This window comes from Arthrobacter sp. RAF14 (assembly GCF_052114185.1).
Classification (GTDB): Bacteria; Actinomycetota; Actinomycetes; order Actinomycetales; family Micrococcaceae; genus Arthrobacter_E.
In genome coordinates, this window is sequence record NZ_JBFREG010000006.1 from 15,014 (window position 1) to 31,417 (window position 16,404).

Annotated in this window: 18 protein-coding genes; 7 read left to right on the top strand and 11 right to left on the bottom strand. The window is 67.9% G+C overall.

The window, feature by feature from the left end; translation table 11 throughout:
* Nucleotides 1-63 precede the first annotated feature (63 nt).
* The 4 genes from AB4Y75_RS13025 to AB4Y75_RS13040 form a co-directional block, all read right to left on the bottom strand.
* The gene (locus AB4Y75_RS13025; protein WP_441436310.1) at nt 64-1,599 is read right to left on the bottom strand and encodes a dihydrolipoamide acetyltransferase family protein; all 1,536 of its coding nucleotides are present in this window, start codon (nt 1,597-1,599) and stop codon (nt 64-66) included.
* A gap of 23 nt (nt 1,600-1,622) precedes the next feature.
* A complete protein-coding gene (locus AB4Y75_RS13030) occupies nt 1,623-2,603 on the bottom strand; it encodes an alpha-ketoacid dehydrogenase subunit beta (protein WP_441436311.1) in 981 nt (326 codons plus the stop codon).
* A 3-nt stretch (nt 2,604-2,606) separates the two neighbouring features.
* Nucleotides 2,607-3,818, bottom strand: a complete 1,212-nt coding sequence (gene pdhA / locus AB4Y75_RS13035) for a pyruvate dehydrogenase (acetyl-transferring) E1 component subunit alpha (RefSeq protein ID WP_441436312.1) — start codon at nt 3,816-3,818, stop codon at nt 2,607-2,609.
* Nucleotides 3,819-3,983: 165 nt separating this feature from the next.
* Complete coding sequence (locus AB4Y75_RS13040; RefSeq protein ID WP_441436313.1) at nt 3,984-5,114, bottom strand: histidinol-phosphate transaminase; 1,131 nt, start codon at nt 5,112-5,114, stop codon at nt 3,984-3,986.
* A gap of 54 nt (nt 5,115-5,168) precedes the next feature.
* On the opposite strand from AB4Y75_RS13040, the gene AB4Y75_RS13045 reads away from it, so the two are divergent.
* A complete protein-coding gene (locus tag AB4Y75_RS13045; RefSeq protein ID WP_441436314.1) occupies nt 5,169-5,600 on the top strand; it encodes a phage holin family protein in 432 nt (143 codons plus the stop codon).
* Between the two features lie 88 nt (nt 5,601-5,688).
* Here AB4Y75_RS13045 and AB4Y75_RS13050 read toward each other — a convergent pair whose 3' ends face one another.
* Nucleotides 5,689-7,134 carry a hypothetical protein gene (locus tag AB4Y75_RS13050; protein ID WP_441436315.1) on the bottom strand — a complete coding sequence of 482 codons (1,446 nt, stop codon included), beginning with the start codon at nt 7,132-7,134 and terminating at the stop codon, nt 5,689-5,691.
* A gap of 534 nt (nt 7,135-7,668) precedes the next feature.
* Here AB4Y75_RS13050 and purB point away from each other — a divergent pair.
* From purB to AB4Y75_RS13065, 3 genes are all read left to right on the top strand, one after another.
* On the top strand, nt 7,669-9,099 hold the full coding sequence (purB, locus tag AB4Y75_RS13055; RefSeq protein ID WP_441436316.1) for an adenylosuccinate lyase: 1,431 nt from the start codon (nt 7,669-7,671) through the stop codon (nt 9,097-9,099).
* An 8-nt stretch (nt 9,100-9,107) separates the two neighbouring features.
* On the top strand, nt 9,108-9,698 hold the full coding sequence (locus AB4Y75_RS13060; protein ID WP_441436317.1) for a histidine phosphatase family protein: 591 nt from the start codon (nt 9,108-9,110) through the stop codon (nt 9,696-9,698).
* 216 nt (nt 9,699-9,914) lie between these two features.
* Complete coding sequence (locus tag AB4Y75_RS13065) at nt 9,915-10,133, top strand: hypothetical protein (protein ID WP_441436318.1); 219 nt, start codon at nt 9,915-9,917, stop codon at nt 10,131-10,133.
* A gap of 13 nt (nt 10,134-10,146) precedes the next feature.
* On the opposite strand, the gene AB4Y75_RS13070 is transcribed toward AB4Y75_RS13065, so the two are convergent.
* Complete coding sequence (locus tag AB4Y75_RS13070; RefSeq protein WP_441436319.1) at nt 10,147-10,443, bottom strand: MoaD/ThiS family protein; 297 nt, start codon at nt 10,441-10,443, stop codon at nt 10,147-10,149.
* The gene (locus AB4Y75_RS13075) at nt 10,444-11,580 is read right to left on the bottom strand and encodes a WD40/YVTN/BNR-like repeat-containing protein (RefSeq protein ID WP_441436320.1); all 1,137 of its coding nucleotides are present in this window, start codon (nt 11,578-11,580) and stop codon (nt 10,444-10,446) included. It lies immediately after the preceding gene.
* A 312-nt stretch (nt 11,581-11,892) separates the two neighbouring features.
* Between AB4Y75_RS13075 and AB4Y75_RS13080 the strand changes: the two genes are divergently transcribed.
* Both AB4Y75_RS13080 and AB4Y75_RS13085 read left to right on the top strand, forming a co-directional pair.
* Nucleotides 11,893-12,219: a metal-sensitive transcriptional regulator gene (locus tag AB4Y75_RS13080; RefSeq protein WP_441436321.1), complete on the top strand. Its 327-nt coding sequence runs from the start codon at nt 11,893-11,895 to the stop codon at nt 12,217-12,219.
* Between the two features lie 37 nt (nt 12,220-12,256).
* On the top strand, nt 12,257-12,499 hold the full coding sequence (locus AB4Y75_RS13085; protein ID WP_441436322.1) for a heavy-metal-associated domain-containing protein: 243 nt from the start codon (nt 12,257-12,259) through the stop codon (nt 12,497-12,499).
* Nucleotides 12,500-12,613: 114 nt separating this feature from the next.
* On the opposite strand, the gene AB4Y75_RS13090 is transcribed toward AB4Y75_RS13085, so the two are convergent.
* On the bottom strand, nt 12,614-13,624 hold the full coding sequence (locus AB4Y75_RS13090; protein ID WP_441436323.1) for an EamA family transporter: 1,011 nt from the start codon (nt 13,622-13,624) through the stop codon (nt 12,614-12,616).
* Nucleotides 13,625-13,694: 70 nt separating this feature from the next.
* Here AB4Y75_RS13090 and AB4Y75_RS13095 point away from each other — a divergent pair, with 70 nt between their 5' ends.
* Entirely contained in the window at nt 13,695-14,234 is a 540-nt protein-coding gene (locus tag AB4Y75_RS13095) for a CGNR zinc finger domain-containing protein (protein WP_441436324.1), read from the top strand.
* 27 nt (nt 14,235-14,261) lie between these two features.
* Here the strand turns inward: AB4Y75_RS13095 and AB4Y75_RS13100 are convergent, their stop codons facing one another.
* The 3 genes from AB4Y75_RS13100 to AB4Y75_RS13110 all read right to left on the bottom strand — a co-directional run bounded on the left by AB4Y75_RS13100 (nt 14,262) and on the right by AB4Y75_RS13110 (nt 16,364).
* Complete coding sequence (locus AB4Y75_RS13100; protein ID WP_441436502.1) at nt 14,262-15,155, bottom strand: cytochrome b/b6 domain-containing protein; 894 nt, start codon at nt 15,153-15,155, stop codon at nt 14,262-14,264.
* 179 nt (nt 15,156-15,334) lie between these two features.
* Nucleotides 15,335-15,610, bottom strand: coding sequence for a hypothetical protein (locus AB4Y75_RS13105; protein WP_441436325.1), 276 nt, complete (start codon nt 15,608-15,610; stop codon nt 15,335-15,337).
* A gap of 145 nt (nt 15,611-15,755) precedes the next feature.
* The gene (locus AB4Y75_RS13110; RefSeq protein ID WP_441436503.1) at nt 15,756-16,364 is read right to left on the bottom strand and encodes a hypothetical protein; all 609 of its coding nucleotides are present in this window, start codon (nt 16,362-16,364) and stop codon (nt 15,756-15,758) included.
* Nucleotides 16,365-16,404 lie beyond the last annotated feature (40 nt).

Genomic DNA, 16,404 nt, shown 5'->3' on the forward strand with positions numbered 1-16,404 from the left:
GGTCCTCTCTCACGTCGTCCGTCAGGCGACTCTGCCTGCCCGCAGCACTCAGTCCAGCGGTCCTCAGTCCAGCAGCAGAGCCGGCTCCTCCATGATCGCGGCCACGTCGGCCATGAAGCGGGCCGAGAGGTCGCCGTCCACCACGCGGTGATCGAAGGAGCCGCCGAGCGTGGTGATCCAGCGCGGGATGACCTCTCCGGAGACCACCCAGGGCTTCTGCTTGATGGTGCCGAAGGCGACGATCGCCACCTCGCCGGGGTTGATGATCGGAGTGCCCGTGTCGATGCCCAGGGCGCCGATGTTGGTGACCGTGAGAGTCCCGTCCCTCATGTCCGCCGGGCTCGTCTTCCCCGCGCGGGCCGTGGTGGCCAGGTCGTTGAGCGCCACCGCGAGCTCCTTGAGGGAGAGGTCCTGGGCGTCCTTGATGTTCGGGACCAGCAGCCCCCGCGGCGTGGCTGCGGCGATGCCGAGGTTCATGAAGTGCTTGACGTGAATCTCGTCCCCGTCCGGACCGGCCACCCATTCCGAGTTCACGCTGGGGTTGCGCGCGGCAGCCCAGATGACGGCCTTGGCCAGGATGAGCAGCGGCGAGACCTTGATGCCTTCGAAATCGCGGGACTTCTTCAGCCGCTGCACGAACTCCATGGTCCGGCTGGCGTCGATGTCCACGAAAATCGAGACGTGCGGGGCCTGGAAGGCGGAATCCACCATGGCCTTCGCCGTCGCCTTGCGCACACCCTTCACCGGAATGCGCTCGATCCGGCGTTCCGGGTTCCTGGCCTGCGGGGTCCAGAACTTGCCGGCCTGGTCCTGCTCGGCCTCGCGCTGCGACTGGTAGCTGACCAGATCCTCACGGGTCACTTCGCCGCGGGCGCCCGTGGGGGTCACCAGGGCGAGATCGATCCCGAGGTCGCGGGCGATCTTACGCACCGGGGGCTTGGCCAGCACCCGGCTGACCAGGCCGGTCAGGGCACCACCCAGCCCGGGACGCTCCTCCCCCGCAGAACCGGAAGCGGTGGACCCGGCAGGCGTGGACGGAGCCTGAGAAACCGCCTGGGCGGGGGCAGCCTGGCTGACGGCAGGCTGAGCGGGCGCTGCCGGGGCCGCCGGAATCTGCGGAGCCGGCGCCGGAGCCTGTGCAGCCGGAGCCGCTGCTGCAGCCCCGGCGGGTGCGACGCCGTTGCGGCGCGGGCGGCGCTTCACGGCGTCGGCCTTCGGGCCGGAACCCACCAGCGGGCCGGGCGCCTCGGAGTCATCCACCGGCAGCGTGCCGTAGGCGAGCCGGGGGGTCTCCGCAGCGGCCGGACCGGCTGCCGGGGAAGCCGGGGACTCGCCGTCGTCGTCCGAAGAGGTTTCGCCTGCGGCGCCCACCGCGATGATCGGCGTGCCGACGTCGACGGTCTTCCCTTCGGGAACCAGGAGCGCGGTCACCGTGCCGGCGAACGGCGAGGGGAGTTCCACCAGCGACTTGGCGGTCTCGATCTCGCAGAGGACGTCGTTGATCGCGACGGTGTCCCCCACCTTGACCTTCCAGGAGACGATCTCGGCCTCGGTCAGACCCTCGCCGACGTCCGGGAGATTGAATTTCTGCGTGCTCATGATTTCCCTAAACTCCGTGGCCCTCAGTACGAGAAGGCGCGGTCGAGTGCTTCGAGGATGCGGTCGATGTCCGGCAGGTAATGCTCTTCCACCTTCGCGACCGGATACGGCATGTGGAAACCTCCCACGCGGATCACGGGCGCCTCCAGGCTGAGGAACGCCCGCTCGCTGATGCGGCTGGCGATCTCACCGCCGATTCCACCGAACGTGGGGGCCTCATGGGCGACCAGGAGACGACCGGTCTTCCGGACCGAAGCCTCCACGGTGTCGAAATCGATCGGGGAGATGCTCCGCAGATCGATGACCTCGACGCTGCGGCCGTCCTCCTCCGCGGCAGCGGCGGCCGCCAGGGCCACCGGAACGAGCGGACCGTAGGCCACGAGCGTGGCGTCCGAGCCCTCCCGCACCACGTGGGCGCTGAACGGGTCCGCGGAGGTGCCGGGGTCCTGCGTGTCCACCTCGCCCTTGAGCCAGTACCGCTTCTTCGGTTCGAAGACGATCACCGGATCCTGGCATTCGATGGCCTGACGGGTCATCCAATAGGCGTCGTGCGGGTTGGACGGGGTGATGATCCGCAGGCCCGCAGTGTGCGCGAACAACGCCTCCGGGGACTCCGAGTGGTGCTCGATCGAGCCGATGCCCCCACCGTACGGAATGCGGATGGTGACGGGCAGCGTCACGGCGCCACTGGTCCTCGCGTGGTACTTGGACAGCTGCGTGGTGATCTGGTTGAACCCGGGGAAGACGAAGCCGTCGAACTGGATCTCGCAGACCGGGCGGTAGCCGCGCATGGCCAGGCCGATCGAGGTGCCGATGATCCCGGCCTCCGCAAGCGGCGAATCGACCACGCGATCCTCGCCGAACTCCTGCTGCAGACCGTCGGTGACGCGGTAGACGCCGCCGAGCGCTCCGATGTCCTCGCCCATCAGCAGGGTCTTCTCATCCTGGCCCAGGGCCTCGCGCAGGCCTTCGTTGATGGCCTTGGCAATGGTCATGGTGGTCATGGCTCAGCCCTCACCTGCGTCGTCCGCGTTCTCGAATCCTGCCTCGTACTCCCGGTACCACCGGAGCTCCTCCTGGACCAGCGGGTGGGCCTGCGCGTACACGTGCGCGAAGGCCTCCTCCATGCTGGGTCCCTCCATGGACTGGACGGCCAGGCGGACCGCGTCCGCCAGTTCCTGCCCCTGACGCTTGACGTCCTCGAAGAAGGCGTCGTCCGCGTGACCCTCGGCGCGGAGGTAGGTCTCCAGCCGGGCCAGCGGATCCTTCGCCCGCCACTGGTCCTCTTCGGAGCTGGTCCGGTACTTGGTGGGATCGTCGGCCGTGGTGTGAGCGCCCAGACGGTAGGTGAAAGCCTCGATCAGCACCGGCCCCTCGCCGTTGCGGGCCCGGTCCAGCGCCCACTGGGTCACCGCGTGCACCGCAAGGACGTCGTTGCCATCCACGCGGATTCCCGGGAAGCCGTAGCCCTGCGCGCGGTGCGCCAGCGGCACCTTGGTCTGCACCTTGGACGGGACGGAGATGGCCCAGTGATTGTTCTGGCAGAAGAACACCACGGGCGCCTTGTAGCTGGAGGCGAAGACCATCGCCTCGTGGACGTCGCCTTCACTGCTGGCGCCGTCACCGTAGTACGCGACGACGGCGGCATCGTCCGCGGCCTGTCCCTTCGCCTGCGCGGACTGCTGGTCACGCTGGATGCCCATGGCATAGCCCACCGCGTGGAGCACCTGGGCGGCGAGCACCAAGGTGTAGATGTTGAAGTTCTTCTCCCGGGGATCCCAGCCGCCGTGGGTGACTCCACGGAAGATCCTGAGCAGATCCGCCATGTCGAGGCCGCGCGAGAGCGCGACGCCGTGCTCACGGTAGCTGGGGAACACGAAGTCCTCACTCCGCAGCGCATGGCCGGAACCGATCTGGGCCGCTTCCTGGCCGGTCAGAGGCACCCACAGCGCCAGCTGGCCCTGGCGCTGCAGCGCAGTGGCCTCCTGGTCGAACCGGCGGACCACCGCCATGTCCCGGTAGAACGCCCGCAGCGCCTCAGCGTCCAGAGATTCCACGTAGGGACCGAATACCGGGTCCTCCCGACGGTTCCCCTGAGCGTCCAGGAGCTGGACCATGTCCCCACCTGCCGGCTCCGAGGCCGGGTCCTGGTGGGACTCCGGGTGGTCGTCGAGTTCCTCATCGTTGAATTCAGTGGTCGGCAGCTGCCCTACGCCCATGCCGTCTCCTTGCATCCGTCCCACACCACGTGGGAAACAAACGATATATTCCATTTGGGGAATGCATTCCCGAGGTGGAATATATCTGGTCCGGGGATCACTTTAGCCGGATTTCCGGGAGAAGTGATCATTAAGTCGTGAACGCAACGGAATACACGCGGCCCTTCAGGACCGGCGGAATTCCTCGCAGAGTTCGATGAAACGGGTGTTCGCCTCCGGCTCCCCGATACTGACCCGCACGCCCTCCGGAGCGAACGCCCGGACCGAGAGTCCGTGCGTTCCAGCCAGCTCGGCGAAGCGGGCGGTCTCCTCACCCAGCGGCAGCCAGACGAAATTGCCCTGCGCCTGAGGGATCTCCCAGCCCTGGGATTCCAGCGCGGCGACCACTCTTTCGCGTTCCGCCACCACGCCGTCCACACGCTCCAGGACCTCCGGAAGATGATCCAGGGATGCGATGGCCGCGCGCTCCGCCACCTGGGACACGGCGAAGGGAGTGGCCGAGAGGCGGAGGTACTGCGTCACCTGCGGATGAGACACCGAGTATCCGACGCGGAGACCCGCCAGACCATGAGCCTTGGAGAAGGTCCGCAGCACCACCACATTGGGGTAGCGCTCCAGGAACTCCAGACCCTTGACCGCATCGGGATCCCTGACGAACTCGACGTAGGCCTCATCGATGACCACCAGCACGTCGGCGGGGACCTGGGCCAGGAAATCGTGCGTCTCCTGCGTCCGGAGGACCGGTCCTGTGGGGTTGTTGGGCGTGCACAGGAGGATCACCTTGGTGTTTTCGGTGATCGCCGCGGCCATGGCCACCAGGTCGTGGCGGCCATCGGAAAGCAACGGCACCTGGACGCTGCGCGCACCGGCCAGGCCGACGCAGATGGGATACGCCTCGAAGGAGCGCCAGGCGTACAGGACCTCGTCCTGGCTTCCGTCCGGGTTCTGACCCGCGAAGGCCCCGATGATCTGGTTCAGCGCACCGAGGCTTCCGGCGCCCGTGACCACGTCCTCCGCAGGGACCCCGAACTCCTGGGCGATCCGTTCCCGCAGCTGGGTGACCAGAGGATCGGGGTAACGGTTGAAGCCGTCAAAACCCGCCACGGCCTCCCGGACCTGCGGCAGAGGGCCAAGCGCCACCTCGTTGGACGAGAGCTTGTAGCTGGTCAGCCCGTCCAGCACCCGCGGCGGCTTGCCGGCGGTGTACTTGGGAAGAAGTCCCACCGCGGGGCGGGGAAGGATTTCCTGACCGTGGTCTGCGGACACGCCCTCCGAGGGCGACACATGAGAGCTCATGTGTCCAGCCTAAATGCCGGGGATACGCCCAGACAGGTATGACAGCATGGTCGCATGGCGAAGTTCCTCCTGCGTCTGGCGATCAACGCGTTCTCCCTCTGGGTGGCCACTTGGCTGTTGCCTGGACTGACACTGACCACCGGCGCCGCCCAGGACCTGGTGGCGGGCGCGGCGCCGTCGGCTCCCGCAGACACCCTGGGGAGCATCCTGGCGTACCTCTTCATCGGCCTGATCTTCGCCGTGGTCAACGCGTGGATCCGGCCTGTGGTCCGTTTCCTCGCCCTTCCCGTGACGGTCCTGACCCTCGGCCTGTTCACCATCGTGATCAATGCCGCCATGCTGTACCTGACCTCCTGGCTCAGCGGATTCACCCCGGTGCATCTGGGGATCGACTCGTTCTTCTGGACCGCGGTCCTGGGCGCGCTGATCATCAGCCTGATCTCCCTCGTGACGGATCGTCTCTTCAACCGGGACAAGGACCGCTGAACCCCGGACGGGCCGTTTCCGGGCGCGCAGTTTCCGGGCGGCAGGTTCCGGATGGAGTTCCAGTTTCCGGACAGGACCCCGAACCGGCTCATCGCCGGCGTCCGGCCTGAGCCGGCCCCGACTCGTGCGCGGTGTAGACCGTCCGGGTGGCTCTCCGCGCCGACCCCGGCGAGGTGTCGATCCGATCGGGTCCCAGGACTTCCTCAAGGAGCTTCCGGTGCCGCAGCACCGCGGGATCGTGGCCGGCATCCAGCCGGTCCGCCGCGGCGATGTAATTCCCCAGATCATGGGCGTTCCGGATCTTGGCGGGGACGTCGAGCGACCCCTTGATCGCATCCGCCGGCCTGCCCGAGGCGAGGCCTGATAGGAGCGGGTCGACCGTGGCCGGCTGGGACGAGAAACGAGCTGTCACCACATTCGGCTTCCGGGGGTTGGGAACCCCGTCGAGCGCCGGGACCACGTCCCGCTGGTTCTCCAGCAGCAGCACGCTCGCATCGACCCGGCCGAGGAACCGGCCGACCGGCGAGCCTGCGGCATTGACAGCGCGGACCCGGTACCGGGCGGTGAACTCCTTGTTCGCGGCGAGCGCCACGGCATTGATCCCACCCTGGCTGTATCCGTTCAGCACGAGGTCGTCCCGCGCGGTGACCTTTTCGGCCTCCAGGGCCTTCACCACGGCGGCCTGAGTCTGGGTCAGATACGTCCGCCGCTCCGTGCCCTGCGCCATCGCGGAGATGTTGCCTTTGAGGTCATCGGTGGTGTCCGCCGAGTTGAAGGGCTCCCACTTCTGGGTGCCCGGAATGCTCACGACCACGGCATAGCTGCCGTCGGTTCTCGGGTACTTGTCCACCACCACCGAGGACAACGGGATGGGCTTTTCACCCGGACCCGCGGAGTCCCGGCCACCTGCGAGCCCTGCGGTCCGGAGTGCTGAGCCCAGAGAGGACCCAGGAGCCGGTGGCGCAGCGTCCCACCGCTCCCCCGTCACCGTCACCGCGTTCTGCCGGAGAAGGGCCTCGTCCACTCCGCCGTCCCAGGCCGACAGGGCATGGGTGAGAGCATCCACTCCGTCGCTCTTTCCGGTCGCCCTGAGCGCTCTGAGATATGCGTCCCGTGACGGCGGATCCACCGCTCCCAGAACATACGCCACCAGGCCGGGTACCAGCACCAGTCCCCACTGGACCACATCACCCGCACCGGCCACCCTGGATTCCGTCCGGGATTCGGACTCCTGGTAAGCCGTGGCGGAGTCACGGACCGAGCCCGCGAGTGATCGCAGCGCCGACACCTCCCCTTCGAGGAGCACCGTGGCCCGGTTCACCGCCCATCCACAGTCGCTCAGACCGGATCCCGGCGTCGGGGACGAATCCAGAATCGCCTCCCACCGGCTCTGGATTCCTTGCAGGCACCTCACCAGCCGGTCGGTGAGGAGATCCAGACGCCCCGAAGCCGTCCGGAGTTCATCAGGGTCGACGCTGACCAGGCTGTACCGCCCGTTGATCCAGAAGCCGGTTTCTCCCGGGTCCTCAGACATCAGCGCCCCTCATAGTGAACGGCCGGTCCGGCGTCACCGCTGGAAACGGTCCCCGGACGGCGGACCGGCTCCGCACTCGTCCCACAGCGAAGGGAGGCCAGCCAAGCGGCCTGAAGCACGAGAGCCGAGCGGGCCGCCTCCAATGCGCCATTCGCCCGGACGAGGCCCCGCCGTCGTTCCTCGAGGGCTGCTCTGAACGCCGCGCCGGCGGCTGATTCCCAGCGCACGCCATCCACCTGACGGACAGAGGAGAGCGCAGAGGACACCTCGTCCCTCTGCTGCCCGAGCCAGGCCGCGAGCGCGAGGAATCGCTCCTCCGCACCGTCTTCCCCACGCGGGAGTGTGGCCCCGCGAAGATGGACCGTGTCCATGCCGTACCTCCTCATGCGGTGACTGTGGACCGGACACCACCTTAGGAATGAGGGGAGACGGGCGGACGGAGGAAAGACCGCCATGTGGATGGGGTTCGTCACGCGCTGTCCACATGGCCGCACGAAGATGAGACCGCCTCCCCGCACATGAAAGAATGGGCACATGGCTGAAACCACTGCGCGCATCCCGTCCGGACGTCTCTCCCTGGCTGCAGGCGAGGGCCAGATCGCCCTAGGGCCCCTGGACGGCCGGTACCGCGCTGCGGTCGCCCCCCTGGTGGACTACCTGTCCGAGGCCGGGCTGAACCGTGACCGCGTCGCCGTGGAAGTGGAGTGGCTGATCCACCTCACCTCCCAGTCGGTTCTGCCCGGCTCCGCGCCGCTGACCGCGGAGCAGCAGGATCAGCTGCGTTCCATCGTCACCGAATTCGACGCCGCCTCCGTGGCCGAGCTCGCGGAGATCGAAGCCGTGACGGTCCACGATGTGAAGGCCGTGGAGTATTACATCGGCCGCCGCCTGCCGGCCATCGGCATCGAGTCCCTGACCCCCATGGTGCACTTCGCGTGCACTTCCGAGGACATCAACAACCTCTCCTACGCTCTCGGAGTCAAGGGTGCCGTGGAGGACGTCTGGCTCCCGGCCGCGCGTGCCCTGGTGGACCAGATCAGCGCCATGGCCACGGAGAACCGTGACGTGCCGATGCTGTCCCGCACTCACGGCCAGCCCGCCACCCCCACCACCCTGGGCAAGGAACTCGCCGTGGTGGCCCACCGCCTGAGCCGTCAGCTGGACCGTGTCTCCCGCACCGAATACCTCGGCAAGATCAACGGCGCCACCGGCACCTTCGCCGCTCACGTCTCCGCCGTGCCGGGTGCGGACTGGGCTTCCATCTCCCGCACCTTCGTCGAAGGCCTGGGACTGGACTGGAACCCACTCACCACCCAGATCGAAAGCCACGACTGGCAGGCCGAACTGTATGCGGACATCGCACGGTTCAACCGCATCCTGCACAACTTCTGCACCGATGTGTGGAGCTACATCTCCATCGGCTACTTCGCGCAGATCCCCGTGGCCGGCGCCACCGGATCCTCCACCATGCCGCACAAGGTCAACCCCATCCGTTTCGAGAACGCCGAGGCCAACCTGGAGATCTCCAGCGGGCTGCTCGACGTGCTCGCCTCGACCCTGGTCACGTCCCGCTGGCAGCGGGACCTGACGGACTCGTCCTCGCAGCGCAACATCGGCGTAGCGTTCGGCCATTCGTTGCTGGCCATCAGCAATGTGGCCAAGGGTCTGAAGCAGCTCAAGGTCTCCGAAGGGGCCCTGGCCGCCGACCTGGATGACAACTGGGAGGTCCTCGGCGAGGCCATCCAGACCGTCATGCGCGCCGAGGCCATCGCCGGTGTCCCCGGCATGGAGAACCCCTATGAGCGTCTCAAGGACCTGACCCGCGGCCACCGCGTCGACGCCGCTCGGATGCAGGAGTTCGTCAACGGCCTGGGCCTCTCGGACGAGGCCCGGGACCGTCTCCTCCAGCTGACCCCCGCGTCGTACACCGGCGTGGCCTCGGCTCTGGTCGACTACCTCAAGTAGCCACGGCCATGCGCCTGTTCCTGGTCCGGCATGGTCAGACCCCCAGCAATGTGCTCCGGGCTCTGGACACGGGACGCCCCGGCCCGGGGCTCACCGAGCTGGGACAGGAACAGGCGCGGGCACTCGTGGAGCGCCTGGCCGAGGAACACCTCGACGCCGTCTACGCTTCGCCCCTCCTGCGGGCCCAGCTCACGGCCGGACCGCTGTCCCAGTCCAGGAACCTCCAGGCCAGGGTTCTGGAGGGACTCGAAGAAATCGGCGCCGGCGTCCTCGAGATGCTGAACGACGACGACTCCTGCGCCAGCTACGGAGCCCACGTCATCGCATGGGGCCGGGGAGATGCCGCCTCCAGGATCGACGGCGCGGAGGACAGCGCGACCTTCTTCACCCGCTTCGACGCCGCAGTGGAAGAGATGGCCAGGACCCACGGTCCGGAATCCACGGTGGTGGCAGTGAGCCACGGCGCCGCCATCCGGTGCTGGACCGCGGCACGGGTCGCCCACGAAGGGGTCTTCGACGTGCGTCAGCCGCTGGCCAACACCGGCATCGTGGCCCTGGAGGGTCTTCCCGGGTCGTGGCGCCTCCACGGCCTCCTCTGAGGTCCACCCCGCCGCACGGTTCCTCCGCGCCTCCGCGGCTCACGTCATCAGCATCCCGGAGCCGATCCATCGGGCTCCGGACGGCCGCCCACCGGGCCGTCGCGCGTCGCCTGTAACCGCGTCCTCACCCACTTCTTACGGTGCCGAAACCCGGACGAAATCCCGGAGCGGTTGACTGGAAGCACCGAAAAGTTCTCCCAGTGGAGGTGAAGGGACATGACCGCACGAACCCTCATCAGTTCGCTCCACCAATTGCGCCGTGGTGACCAGGTGGAGGCCGAACGCTTCCATCTGCTGCCCCGGACGACGTTCATCCGGCGCGGCCAGGTCCAGGACATCGCTCCGGGCCTGGGCGTGGTCTGGATCCGGGACTCGGAGACGGGCCAGCGCCGCGTGCTCGACTCCCAGGACTATCAGCTCTGGCGGGTGGCCTGACGGGCGGGAACCCCTAGCCGCCGGCCACGGACTGGATGATCATCAATTCCGCCCCCGCAGGGACTTCGGTTTCGAGCCCCTGAAGCCTGCGGACCTCGTCGGGTCCCAGGTACACGTTCACATGACGCCGGAGCGCTCCCGTCTCATCACGGAGCCGCCGGCCCAGCACGGGATGGTCGGCCGCCAGAGAGCCCAGGACGCGGGCCACGGTGGCCGGCCCTCCGTCGTCCGGCAGGACCACGTCCAGAACATCCGCATCGCGCACCAGAGGCCGAAGGACGCTCGGGATGAGGACCGTGTAGGCAGCCATTCAGCTCGCCACCGGGACTCCGGCGTCGGCCCCGCGCTCAGATCCCGCACCCTCGATGACCGCCGCCCGCACGCAGAGCACATCGGGCAGATGCGACGCGATCTCCTGGAACGTCGCGCCTTCGTCGGCGCTGGCGTAGACGCTGCCTCCGCGCGTCCCGAAATAGACACCCACCGGATCGGCGGTGTCCACGGCAGCGGCATCCCGCAGGATCGAGTTGTAGTCCTTGGGCGGAAGTCCGGCGTCGAGCATCTCCCAGCTCTCCCCCGCGTCCAGCGTGCGGCCCACGGCCGGATGCCCGTCCACCGGGATGCGTTCCACATCGGCGGCCAGCGGGATCACCCACGCCGTTCCGGCGTTCCGGGGATGGCTCAGCATGACGAATCCGAAGTTGGCCGGCAGCCCCTGCTCGATCGCCTGCCAGCTGTCCCCTCCGTCGCGGGTCCGGTACACGCCGCCGTGGTTCTGGGCGTAGATCTGCTCCGGATCGGTGGCGTCGGCTGCGATCTTATGGACACACTGCCCGAATTCGGGGAGTTCGCCGGGCAGGAAGGACGCCCCGATGCCCCGGTTGGTGGCCTGCCAGCTGCCGCCGCCGTCCCGGGTCCGGTAGACACCGCCGGTACTCATGGCGACGTGCACGGTGGAACCGTCCGGGGCCGGGATGATGGAGTGCACCGCGCCGCCGCCGGCGCCTTCGCCCCATTCGGGGCGATGGGGGTGATTCCAGAGGCCGCGGTTGAGTTCGAAGTGCTCACCGCCGTCGTCGGACCGCCAGAGGGAGATGGGCTCGACGCCGGCCCACACCACGCCCGGACGGTCTTCCCGGTCGGGCTGGAGCTGCCAGATACGTTCGACGGCGGCGCCATCACCTTCCGCGAAGGCGATCCCTCCCCCGTCGGGTTCGGTCCAGGTGGCGCCGAGGTCGTCGGAGTGCGCCACGGTGGGTCCCCAGTGCTCGGACCGGATGCCCACGAGGATGCGGGTCCCGTTCCGGGTGTCGATGCCGATGCTGGGGATCTCCGTCATGAGGAAGTGGGGGCCGTCCAGCACCCACTCTTCGCGGTCCGTGCTTCGGGCCAGCCAGAGGCCCTTCTTCGTACCGATCGCCACCAGGTACTGCGTCGCCGTTGACATGCCTCCATGCAAGCACTGCTTCAGAACACCCGCAAGAGTGCGGATTTCTAGGCGGTTTTTCTCCGCATCTGCGATTCACGCGGTTGTTGATTTTCTGTCATGTAAGTCCTCTGCGATTAGTAATCCGCAGAAGTGGCGAACGGCCCGAACTTGCCGCTAAGCTCGATCCAGCGACGAAGAAGTTGCCCCAAGAGCTGCCCCGGAGCACGTATCCCCCAATGACGTGTTCCGGGGCTTTCCAATGTCCAGGGTCGGGCATCGCCTCCCGCCGGACCCCTTGCCTGATACCCCTAGGGGGTATACGCTCGGCATATGAGCGAGTCCGGCATCCAGGAACACCCGCACCAGCACGGCTACTCCGCCAACAAGGAGGCGTATCAGCGCCGTCTGAAGCGGATCGAGGGCCAGGTCCGGGGCATCGCGCGCATGGTCGAGGAGGACAAGTACTGCATCGACATCCTCACGCAGATCGCCGCGGTCAATAAAGCCCTGCACGCCGTGAGCCTGGGTCTGGTGGAGGAGCACATCGGCCACTGCGTGGTGGGCGCCGCCGAGGAGTCCGACAGCGCGCTGCGCCAGGAGAAGGTCGACGCCAAGGTCAAAGAGGCCACGGACGCCATCGGCCGCCTGCTCCGCTGACCGGCCACCCGAAAACCGTCACCCCGAGGAGAACATCATGAGCACCCCCGAATCCCTGACCACCACCCAGGTCTCCGTCTCCGGCATGACCTGCGGCCACTGCGTGTCCTCCGTGACCGAGGAACTGGAGGCCGTGGAAGGCGTGGAGCGCGTAGACGTGGACCTGAACGCCGGCGGCATCTCCACCGTGACCATCTCCTCCCGCGGGGAGCTCTCCCCCGAGGAGATCGGCGAGGCCGTGGCCGAAGCCGGTTACGTCGTGGTCGCAGACCGCGCCTGACCTCCGGCCATCGACGACGACGGCGCCCACCCCCGGCGCGCCCGCTCCCGGAAGCGGGTGGCACCCGGGGGTGGGCGCCGTCGTCGTGTGAACGTCAGGTGCGAGGCAGCCGCCTCACGCCCCGACCCGGGCATCCTGTGCCCGGTCGGCTGGCACGGCCTCGGCGACCATGGCCGATTCGTCGGCGAAGTCGGGGTCCTTGAGCTCGTCCACCCGCACCAGGAGGACGCCGAGGACGATCAGGAGGCCGCCTCCGATCTGGATGGGCGCCGGCAGTTCGCCGAGCAGCAGCCAGGCCCAGACGACCGCGAACAGGACCTCCGTGAGGGACACGAACGACGCGACCTTGGAGCCGAGGGCCCGGGCGGCGTAGATGCCCGTCACGTAGGCGATCACGGTGGACAGGATGACCATTCCGGCCAGGGAGATCCACCAAGGGACCGCCACGCCGCCGAGGTGCGCCTCGCCGAAGGTGAAGCGCAGCGGCATGATCCCGGTGAGGACCACAGTCCAGAGCACGGCGGCGCCCACGAGCATTCCGCCCGAGGCGAGCACCAGGGGCGGGAGCCCCTCGTTCTGGCGGGCGGTGATGAAGAAGTAGACCACCAGGCAGACCGCAGCGGCCACGCCCCAGAGGACGCCCACCGGGTCCACCCGCGCGCCGCCGAGGTCCAGCACCAGAAGCAGGCCCGCGATCGACACGACCGTGCCGGTGATGGTGAGCCAGCGGGGCGCGTGCCGCTTGACCAGCCAGAGCCAGAGCACGATCATGACCGGCGCCAGGTACTCCAGGAGCAGCGCGACGCCCACCGAGAGCGTCTGGACGGCGTTGAAGTAGAAGAGCTGACAGGCGGCCACTCCGAACACGCCGAAGAGGACGATGGTGAGCCAGTTGTCGCGCACCTGGTGCCATTTGCCACGCAGCGACCACAGGGCCGGAAGCGTCAGGATGACGACCGCGCCACTCAGGCGCATCGCGACCGCGGCGCCGGGGGACCAGCCCATCTCCAGGAGGGACTTGCCGAAGGACCCCGAGGTGGCGAACACCGCCGAGGAGAGCAGCGCCACGGGGACGCCGACGAAGGCCGAAGGGGCGCGGCGCGCGGTCGCTGCGGTACGGGACATGGCGAGTTCCTGTCAGGAGTGAAACGTGCTTTACTCGTGACAGTAGTGGCAGGACAAGTAAGGAGTCAACATGGTTTTTGCTCATGACACCGAGGTGGCCCTCCGTTCCGCCATGAACCTCATCAACACGGGGGCGAACGGGGCGGAGCTCCTCCCCGACGATGAACACCTGACCGCGTTCCTGGCGCGCGAGGAGTTCTACGGCTCCCGCACGCACGACGACGCCGAGCTCGCCTCGGTGCGGCGGCTGCGGGACGTGCTGCGCGCCCTCTGGACCTCCCCGGAGGACGCGGCGGCGGAAGAGGTCAACAGGATCCTGCGGGACGCCCACGCGCTGCCACAGCTGATGAAACACGACGGTCTGGACTGGCATCTCCACGCGACCACCCACGCCGCCCCTCTGGCGGACCGCATCGGGACCGAGACCGCCATGGGCATCCTGGACGTCATCCGTTCGAAGGAGCTCTCCCGGCTGGCGCTGTGCGCGGCCGAGGACTGCGACGCCGCGGTGCTGGATCTGAGCCGCAACCGCTCCAAGCGCTTCTGCGACACGGGCAACTGCGCCAATCGCACCCACGTCGCCGCGTACCGGGCACGTCAGCGGGGCTGAGGTCGGGCGCAGCCCCGGCCGGAACCCCTAGCGGCCGACCTTGCCCATCAGGGACGCCAGCGGCCGCAGGAAGACGGGGCGGGCGAGCAGCCAGGCCGCCGCCATGACCACGAGCGAGGCAACGAAGAGCCAGAAGCCCAGCCAGTCCTCGCCGTCGTGATTGCCGTACATGTGGTTGAGGTTCCGCAGAACGCCCGTGCTGAGCACCAGGAACACGTGGACCGCCACGAAGGCCACGAAGTAGATCATGACCGGGAAGTGGATCTTGCGGGCCAGTTCCAGCGGGTAGAACTTGTTGATGGCGGCCTTCTTCGGCCAGGCGCCGGACATCCGGATGCCCGTCAGGAGGGCCAGCGGCGCCGCGATGAACACCGTCAGGAAGTAGGTCAGCAGCTGCAGCGCGTTGTAGTTGACCCAGCCGTTCTCCGTGGGCCAGTTCAGTGAGGCGTACTGCAGGCCCGCCGAGACCGCGTTCGGGAAGACGTCCCAGCTCGTGGGGACGATCCGGACCCAGTGGCCGGTGGCGAAGACCAGCACGATGAACACCACGCCGTTCAGGACCCACAGCGCGTCGAGGCAGAGGTGGAACCACAGATCCAGTGAGATCTTCGTCGGTGGGTTCTTGGTCTTGATCAGGCCCTTGTTGTTGCGCGTGAAGTACGCCGCGGGGCGCTGGACCGTCCGCACCTGGATGCCCGTGCGCACGATCAGCAGCAGGAAGAACGCGTTGAGGAAATGCTGCCAGCTCAGCCAGAGGGGGAGACCTTCCCGGGTCCCCTCCGGAAGCTCGGAATGCCCCGGGTATGCGCGGATGAAATCCTGCCCCGCGCTGGTGGACCGGATCCACATCGCCAGGAGCACCACCAGGACGGCGCCCACCACGACGGCGCCCGTGGTGATCAGCGTCTTCCGGGACGGCATCGCCAAGGCTCCGCCGCGCGCGTTCTTGGAGGCGCCGCTTCCCGGTTTACGGGCTGCTTTGGGAGCTGGGGGAACGCGGGACATGGACCGGACACCTCATCTGTTGGCGGCGCACAGGATGTCTGCGCCGTGGCGGTATGCGAAGTGCAGCCAGTCTAACGAGTGGTCAGGAATTCTCCCTAGTGGCGTGAACCGCGCTCGTCTTCCGGCTTCTCGGGGCCGTCGGAGTCGTCATCCTGGTCCGTGGAGGAGAGGTGCACTCCGGAGCCCTGACCGAGGTGAGGGGCGTTGTCCTTGTGCGTCAGGGAGAGCATGGCGGAGAGGACGAGGGTGACGATGAACGCGATCCCGGCCCCCGTGAACGCGAGGTCGAAGCGCTGCATCTTGGCACTGCCGCCGGAGGCGAAGATCAGGACGCCGAAGAAGGCCACCACGGCCCAGAAAGCGGAGAACATCAAGGGACCCTTGATGGACGACCGCACTGAACGCTGTTCTTCCGGCTGCTGCCCGTCCACTGTCCAACTCCTGGCTTTGTCGTGCGTCTGAATCGTTCGTGCCTCCCGGGCACCGGTTTCTACCTCGCGTAGAACCTCTACTAGTTTACGCGTTCAGCGTTCCGGGGCTGCGCCGGGCATCGTGCCGCAGCGTGAGGGCGCCCAGGATCCACAGGACACCGGTCAGGACGGCCCCGCCGCCGGCCACTCCGAGGAGCGCATGCGCGCCCAGGGAGATGAAGAAGGGGAGCAGCAGTGCGGTGCCGAGACCGACGACGCCGGAGATCAGCAGGTCACGTCCCAGCAGACGCGCTTCGGCCGAGGTGCGGCGCTTGAGGAACAGCCCGACCTCGACGGCGCCCGTCACGGCCAGCGCCGCGGAGAGGGCGAGGGTGACACCCGCGTCGGTATGAGGGTTGAGCACCAGGATGACGACGGCGGCGGCCACCTGGGCGATCGCGGCAACGGTCAGCGGCGTGCGCAGCGAGTCTGAGGAGAGCCGGGAGAGCCACAGGAGCGCGGCGGCGCCGGCCAGCAGGTACCCGCACGCGGCGTAGGCGTAGACCGCCAGGCTGGGCCCGACCCAGAAGACGGTGATCGCTCCGAACACCAGGGCTACGAGGGAACGGACCAGCAGCGGCGCCCACAGGGTTCCGGCGCCCGCAGACGTGTTCTGAAGCCCGGACGGCTCGTTCGGGGGGAGTTCCTGGTCCATAGTCACGCTTCCAAGCTTAAAGCCGCAGCGATCAGGCGCC

What these genes read in the sequence shown, in the direction of transcription:
- AB4Y75_RS13105 (WP_441436325.1), bottom strand. Translation starts at nt 15,610, where the DNA reads ATGTTCTCCGCTTTCTGGGCCGTGGTGGCCTTCTTCGGCGTCCTGATC.
- AB4Y75_RS13060 (WP_441436317.1), top strand. Translation starts at nt 9,108, where the DNA reads ATGCGCCTGTTCCTGGTCCGGCATGGTCAGACCCCCAGCAATGTGCTC.
- AB4Y75_RS13065 (WP_441436318.1), top strand. Translation starts at nt 9,915, where the DNA reads ATGACCGCACGAACCCTCATCAGTTCGCTCCACCAATTGCGCCGTGGT.
- AB4Y75_RS13080 (WP_441436321.1), top strand. Translation starts at nt 11,893, where the DNA reads ATGAGCGAGTCCGGCATCCAGGAACACCCGCACCAGCACGGCTACTCC.
- AB4Y75_RS13025 (WP_441436310.1), bottom strand. Translation starts at nt 1,599, where the DNA reads ATGAGCACGCAGAAATTCAATCTCCCGGACGTCGGCGAGGGTCTGACC.
- AB4Y75_RS13070 (WP_441436319.1), bottom strand. Translation starts at nt 10,443, where the DNA reads ATGGCTGCCTACACGGTCCTCATCCCGAGCGTCCTTCGGCCTCTGGTG.
- purB (WP_441436316.1), top strand. Translation starts at nt 7,669, where the DNA reads ATGGCTGAAACCACTGCGCGCATCCCGTCCGGACGTCTCTCCCTGGCT.
- AB4Y75_RS13040 (WP_441436313.1), bottom strand. Translation starts at nt 5,114, where the DNA reads ATGAGCTCTCATGTGTCGCCCTCGGAGGGCGTGTCCGCAGACCACGGT.
- AB4Y75_RS13095 (WP_441436324.1), top strand. Translation starts at nt 13,695, where the DNA reads ATGGTTTTTGCTCATGACACCGAGGTGGCCCTCCGTTCCGCCATGAAC.
- AB4Y75_RS13090 (WP_441436323.1), bottom strand. Translation starts at nt 13,624, where the DNA reads ATGTCCCGTACCGCAGCGACCGCGCGCCGCGCCCCTTCGGCCTTCGTC.
- AB4Y75_RS13085 (WP_441436322.1), top strand. Translation starts at nt 12,257, where the DNA reads ATGAGCACCCCCGAATCCCTGACCACCACCCAGGTCTCCGTCTCCGGC.
- AB4Y75_RS13100 (WP_441436502.1), bottom strand. Translation starts at nt 15,155, where the DNA reads ATGCCGTCCCGGAAGACGCTGATCACCACGGGCGCCGTCGTGGTGGGC.
- AB4Y75_RS13075 (WP_441436320.1), bottom strand. Translation starts at nt 11,580, where the DNA reads ATGTCAACGGCGACGCAGTACCTGGTGGCGATCGGTACGAAGAAGGGC.
- AB4Y75_RS13030 (WP_441436311.1), bottom strand. Translation starts at nt 2,603, where the DNA reads ATGACCACCATGACCATTGCCAAGGCCATCAACGAAGGCCTGCGCGAG.
- AB4Y75_RS13050 (WP_441436315.1), bottom strand. Translation starts at nt 7,134, where the DNA reads ATGTCTGAGGACCCGGGAGAAACCGGCTTCTGGATCAACGGGCGGTAC.
- AB4Y75_RS13045 (WP_441436314.1), top strand. Translation starts at nt 5,169, where the DNA reads ATGGCGAAGTTCCTCCTGCGTCTGGCGATCAACGCGTTCTCCCTCTGG.
- pdhA (WP_441436312.1), bottom strand. Translation starts at nt 3,818, where the DNA reads ATGGGCGTAGGGCAGCTGCCGACCACTGAATTCAACGATGAGGAACTC.
- AB4Y75_RS13110 (WP_441436503.1), bottom strand. Translation starts at nt 16,364, where the DNA reads ATGGACCAGGAACTCCCCCCGAACGAGCCGTCCGGGCTTCAGAACACG.